The following is a 5,913-nucleotide window of genomic DNA, read 5'->3' as shown; positions in this document are numbered from 1 at the left end:
GAAGCGTCGATACCGCCACGAGCAGGCACAGAAGACGATCAAGGTGTCAAGCATCAAGCGAGGCCAGAGTGTCAACCATCAAGCGAGACAGGACATCAGCCACACCGCTCACACTGCCGAATTGTTCTCATAGGTATCAAGGCGACGGCGCTCCGCGCCGCCGCACGGCCCGCCGCCCGCCGTACGCAGCACCCGCCGTACCAAGCCGCACCCGCCGACCAGGGACGCGCCGCCGCCCCTTGCCTCGTGGCTGATCAATGGGCGAGCCATAACACCGATACAGGTCGACGATCGCGCTGTGGCCGATCACCGTACGGATCAAGGGCGATCGACGGGCCGGGACTTCGTTCCTCAGCCCCGACCCACCGCACACGCCTACCTCCCAGCGCACAACAAACCGAACACCGCCACCCAGCCAGCCCCACAAACCGCACCCAGCTAGCACCCCCGCGACAACGAGACTTGCAGCGAACCTCGTACGGGGACAAGATCCGGTGCATCTCGACCACGCGTTACCGGGCCCAGACGGACCGCCCGCGTGGCTCGGCGTCACTGAGCTGAATCGCCATCGGGCCGCCCGGAGCGATACCCGTCCCTACCCTTCAGAGAGGTCCGGAATTCCATGACCCGCCCCTACGACCAGCAGCACTTAGAGGCGCTCGGCGCCCAACTGCACCTGCCCCTGACCGAACGAACCTGCCCGATCTGCGGCCACATGACCATGCGCGCTTATCACCACACGAAATACGGCCGGACCACACCCGCGTGGATCAACTACGTGTGGTGCGGCAACTGTCACGCCTACTCGTCGTCCTTCACGGGCGCCGGCCGCAAGATGGTCGAGAGCGACCCACTCCTTGAGCAATACGGCGACCGGATCGCCGAGGTCTTCCGCGACCCCGAGCGCCTGCTCAAGATCCTCGACGGCTACTGGAAGGCGGGAAAACTCCCCCAGGTGATCTCCCGCCGCCCCCGTGGACGCTGAGGCCGATGGCGGTTCAGGGCCTCTCTGCAAGATCTGGTATGTGCGTGGAAGGCAATTTCGCCGTAGTACGCTCGCCGGGCCTTCCGCGAGCCCCGTCAGGGCACGGCGATCAAGCCGACAGGGCAGAGGGCGATCCCTGGTTGCCGTGCCCGCTGCGTGCCCGATGGGGCGGTGATCAAGGGGGAATGACGGGGAGTCGCGGGGAATCCCGGCCGATAGCGCAGGTCAGTCATAGCCCAGGTGGGGAGCGGTGATCGGGAGAGACTTCCCAAGCTGAAAGCGCGGGTTCGATTCCCGACGCACCGGTCGCTGTGCTCCCAGACGGGCCCGTCTTGCCTCCCCAGCATCAACCGTCCGCCGCTCAATGGCTCCCCGGAGACAGCTGAGGCCAAAGATCAGGCAGCTTCGGGCCGACCACGCTTGCTGCCAATTCAGTGCGGTCTCAGCGTAGTTGACGCTGCAGATCCTGTGCGGATGCCAGCAACTCGTCCGGAGCACGACAACCGTTCTCGTACGCCATCAAGACATCGGTCAGTTGGCGACTTGCCGCTGCAGAGTCGCCGAGGAGCAGATACGCGTAGGCCAAGTTCAGCCGAGCGCTCAGGGTGTCCTCGTTGTCGCTGCCGAGGTGCGAGGCCAGTGGGTCGACTAGGGCAGCCAGTTCGCGGGTGCCGCGGTTGACCTCGCCCTGACGAAGAGCGACCGCCGCCGCCTGACTGAGGGTTCTCAAGGTGTCAGGGTGCCCCGTGCCCAGAACGTCGCTCTGCGCCTCAGCTAAAAGCCGCAGCTGATGCTCGGCGGCGGTGTCCTGCTCTTGCTCGAAGTACACGTCCGCCAGGTGCCGGCGCACCGAGAGCAGACTGGGATGGCCGGTGCCGTGAGAGGCGAGGACAGAGGTCAACAGGGCCTGCAGCATGGCCTGCGCCTCGGCATGTCTGTCGAGCAGACGAAGCGTGTCGGCGTGGCCCAGGCGGGCGACGACTGTCTCAGGGTGAGTGGGACCAAGCGCCGCTGCCAATGCCTTGGCCGCAGCACGGAAATGTCCCTCGGCCTCGGCGGGCCTCCCCGTCGCGGAGAGCAACCCCGCGAGAGTGCCCTGGGCTCGATGGGAGGACGTGTGCCCTTGGGGGGCGATACGGGCCCACGTCGCATGAATGGCGCGCAGCTCTGTTTCAGCCTCGTCGAACCGACCGAGCTGTAGAAACGCGTTGCAGACGTTGTGTCGGGTGACCAGCGTGCTCGGATGGTCGTGGCCCAGCGTCCGTCTTTCCAGGCAGAGAGTCGCCTCGAACTCGTCGAGGGCCTGCTCGACTTCACCGAGTTCGAGCAGTAGGTCCGCCAGTTCGTGGCGGGAGGTTAGCGTTTTGGGAGAAGCGTCGCCCAGCGCGTTCGCCATGTCGGGAAGCAGTTGCTTGAACGAGTTGCGGGCCTCGGCGAGGTTTCCTCGGCCACGCAGCGCTCTGGCGAGTTCGTGGCGCGCCGCGAGGGTGGTCGAATGCTCGGGGCCTAGGACGGCGATCAGATGCGGGACGAGTCTTGAGAACTCCGTGTGCGCGCCCTCGACATCTCCCCGGTCGAGGCGGAACCGGGCCAATTCGTGGCGAGCGGTCAACGTATTCGCGTGATCCGGACCGAGCACCCGCGTCGCTGTGCGCAGAATGTCACCGAAGTCTGCCTCCGCTTCATCGAGACGATCCTGATCGCGTTTCAGCAGGGCGAAGTTGTGCCGTGTCGTCAGCACAGTCCTGGGGCCGTCATCGGGAGCGGTGTGGGCGTATGCAGTCAGGGCATGGCCAAACTGCTTCTCCGCCACTGACCACTGGCCTGACTGCTGCGCGTACACCGCCGCCCGATCTGCGAGGTCGCCTCGCATCTGGTGCTCCAGCGTGGCAGCGTGCGTCGTGTCTGCCGCGACGTGGACACAGTGCGGCAGCAGTAGCCGCCACAGAGGCCAGTTCGCCGGGACGACCGGGTCGAGCCCTTTCGCCACCATTGCAAGCAGGGCGGTCGACAGAGTCGCGTACACCGGTGCTGCCTCGATGGCGGCTGGCTGAGTACGGGTGATTTCCCTGACAAGCGGGTGGACGATCAGTGTCTCGGCCGTCGAACCGAGCCCCTCAAAGCGCCGACGGTGCAGCAGTCCGCACCCAAGCAGACCGCGTACCGCAGCTTCGAGCCCAGACGAGGACAAATTCTTGAAGTCGTTTGCGGCAGCGAGCACACTCCTGCGAAGCAGGGCGACCGGCAGTGGCTCAGGTGCGAAGAACGAAATCAGCCGGAACAGCGGCCGCGCGGCCACTGTGCCCCGCATCTCCAGCAGATCCAGCGACATCTCCCATGTACGGGCCAGCGGGCCGTGGGGATCGTGCGGCAGCGCTGTGACCGCCTCGGCGAACTCCGTGTCCAGCGACTCCCGATACGCAGCGAATGTCCGAGGTACCTCCGACTCGGGGAGCACCAGGTCACCGCTCGTCATCGCCAGATACTTGCCCACGAGCAGCAGAGCGAGAGGAAGGCCGCCCAATTGCCGCGCCAGGTGCACTGCATCGCCCTCGGAGCCGGCGTCGGGCGCCAGTTCACGGAGCATCTCGGCGCCTTCGGCCTGGGAGATCGGGGCAACGGCATGGATTGCCGCCGACGTCCACCAAGAGTCGGAGCGCTGGTCACGGCTCGTCACTACCACCGTGTTCCCCGTGACCGGCTGCCTGATCCAGTTCCGCACCACCGCCGGGTCGTCGGCGTTGTCGACGACCAGCAGCCATGGCGCAGTGGTCGACCTGTTTAGAGCGTCCCACAGCACATCTCGGGCTGCCTCGTGGTTGCGCCACACCTCACGCGCCTCGGCACGCTCCACCCCTGCTTGTACGGCGACCTCTCGCAACGCCGCCACGAAGGCGGCCGGGGTCGCGGCATCGACCCACCACACTGTCCGCCGTACGGCGACTCGTCGGGCGAGCGCCAGCGCGACCGTGCTTTTGCCGGTGCCGCCCATCCCGCACAGGACCAACCGCCCGCCGGCGTTCGCCACCCGCTCCTCCAACGCGGTCAGCAGCGCCTCCCGTCCGCGGATTCGGTGCTCGGCCAAGTCCTCGGGCACTGCCACCGACAGGTCGCCGATGGACGCGTCGCTGATACCCGGCAGCGGCGGAAGACTCAGATATCGCTCGGCCAGGAAGTAGAGTTCGGGCCTGGTCAGGAGATCTGTCAGAGCAACCGCATCGAAGATGTCCAGCTTGACCTGGTGGATATCCCGCGCCTCATCCTCCAGCGTGTGTCGTGTACTTACCGGCACCGGGGCCACTGTGAAGTACAGCACGTGTTGTACGGGACTGCCTTGGCCGCAGATCGAGGCCAAATCCCTTCTGATCTTGGCGGGGACGCGGTCCTTCTGGATCGTGCAGGCCAAGACGACCTTTTCCGTCGAAGCTAGGCGCGCAAAAGCCGAGACCGGCGACGGAGCCGCGGCAAGGCTCGTCCAGAAACTCTCGGCGTCCCGACCCTGATCGCCCCCGCTGCTTACGGGGCCGGTCGCCGGCACCAAATTGCTCACGAGCACCAGACGGGCCACGTCCAGACAGAGCTGTTCGAACTCGTGGTGCGCATTGCGCTCCCCAAGAGTGTCCAGGGCGAACCGGATCAACAGACTGGACTGCCTGGGAGTGTTCACCAGTCGGCTCCTCACCTCGGCTCCCACAGGAATCACCGACAGTGTGCCGCACCCCGCTGACATTGGTGCTGATCGGCCGAGGTGCAAACCTGATCATCCCGTCACCATCGATCCGAAACAAGCTTCCCCTCGGGCTGATCAGGCGGCTGAGGCATGCGCGCCGCGCGAAAAATACCAGGTCACGGGCTGATCGCTGGGACATTAGTGGGCCATTAAGAGGGGTAGTGAGAGGGCAATCACGGTCACTCAGGACCGAGCCCTCGCCCAGCTCAGCGCGTCAGTAGGCCGTGATTAATGCAGTTCCCAAGCTGGCAGCGCGGGTTCGATTCCCGTCACCCGCTCCACGCTTCAAGACCCAGGTGAAGGATGAATCCCCGATCCGGACCTTGATTTTCAATGGTCGTATAAGCTGTGGACCCATTACGCGCCCCGGCCTACCGCCGCGCTCCCGCCGGAATCGGCTAACGCTCGGACCTGCTAGGCCGCTACAAGGCTGATCGATAGATCTCGACAAAACCGTCCGATGGCTGCAGCGCCGAGAGGTCAGGAACGTCGCATCCGGAACGGGCCGCGACAGCAGGTACGGCCTGCTGAAATCCCTCGATCATCTCGACGATGTCCAGGTACTCCCCCGACACGTGACCGACATCCATCCCCACGACTCGCTGCTCATCAGGCGGAAGCAGGGATGCATACACAGATACGCTCATTATTTCCGACCAGGGGAATCCGGTGGTGCCATTGGGATGTACCTCCCAGATCCCGACGTCGTCTACAAATACTCGTATGGCCATGGAACGCACCGTAGCCGACGTGGCAGGTCACCACCACGTCAGCGTTTTACTGATCGTCGTGCCAGATGCGTGCCAGAACAGGCGGGGAACCGCGGTCACTCGACCCGCTCTGACCCGCACCCCTGTTTTCCCAGTTCAGGGCAGCAAGGTCGGTAGATGATTCCCAAGCTGACAGCGCGGGTTCGATTCCCGTCACCCGCTCCAAGCGCGAAAAGCGCTGTCCAGCATGCCGGTCGCCTACTCCTCGAACCAGGCCACCAAGCGGACAGCATCCTCCCCACGAATGTGTGCGAGCGTACGCATGACTGTCCATACCCCGTGCCAGAGGCTGTCAGGCGGTACGGCATCGCGGCGCGTGGCACGTTCAACACGGACCCTTTTTCATCCTCAGACGGCCTGTGTGACGCGGTGGTTCTGAAGGACGGCGATGGCCTTGCAGAGGTGGCCGGCCTTGGATGGGCTGCAGC

The 5,913-nt window shown here is 65.0% G+C and carries 3 protein-coding genes; 1 reads left to right on the top strand and 2 read right to left on the bottom strand.

Translation table 11 applies throughout. From position 1 onward, the window contains the following. Positions 1-622 precede the first annotated feature (622 nt). Positions 623-985, top strand: a complete 363-nt coding sequence (locus tag AB0C30_RS59665) for a hypothetical protein (protein ID WP_357962605.1) — start codon at positions 623-625, stop codon at positions 983-985. Positions 986-1,427: 442 nt separating this feature from the next. On the opposite strand, the gene fxsT is transcribed toward AB0C30_RS59665, so the two are convergent. Both fxsT and AB0C30_RS59655 read right to left on the bottom strand, forming a co-directional pair. Further along, positions 1,428-4,652, bottom strand: coding sequence for an FxSxx-COOH system tetratricopeptide repeat protein (gene fxsT / locus AB0C30_RS59660; RefSeq protein WP_357962602.1), 3,225 nt, complete (start codon positions 4,650-4,652; stop codon positions 1,428-1,430). Between the two features lie 485 nt (positions 4,653-5,137). Further along, positions 5,138-5,446 (bottom strand): hypothetical protein, encoded by a 309-nt coding sequence (locus AB0C30_RS59655; RefSeq protein ID WP_357962598.1) that lies wholly within the window; start codon positions 5,444-5,446, stop codon positions 5,138-5,140. Positions 5,447-5,913: the final 467 nt, after the last annotated feature.

The organism is Nonomuraea sp. NPDC048901 (assembly GCF_040649695.1).
Lineage (GTDB): Bacteria > Actinomycetota > Actinomycetes > Streptosporangiales > Streptosporangiaceae > Nonomuraea.
The sequence above is the reverse complement of the archived record's forward strand: the minus strand, read 5'-3'. Positions and strand labels throughout refer to the sequence as shown.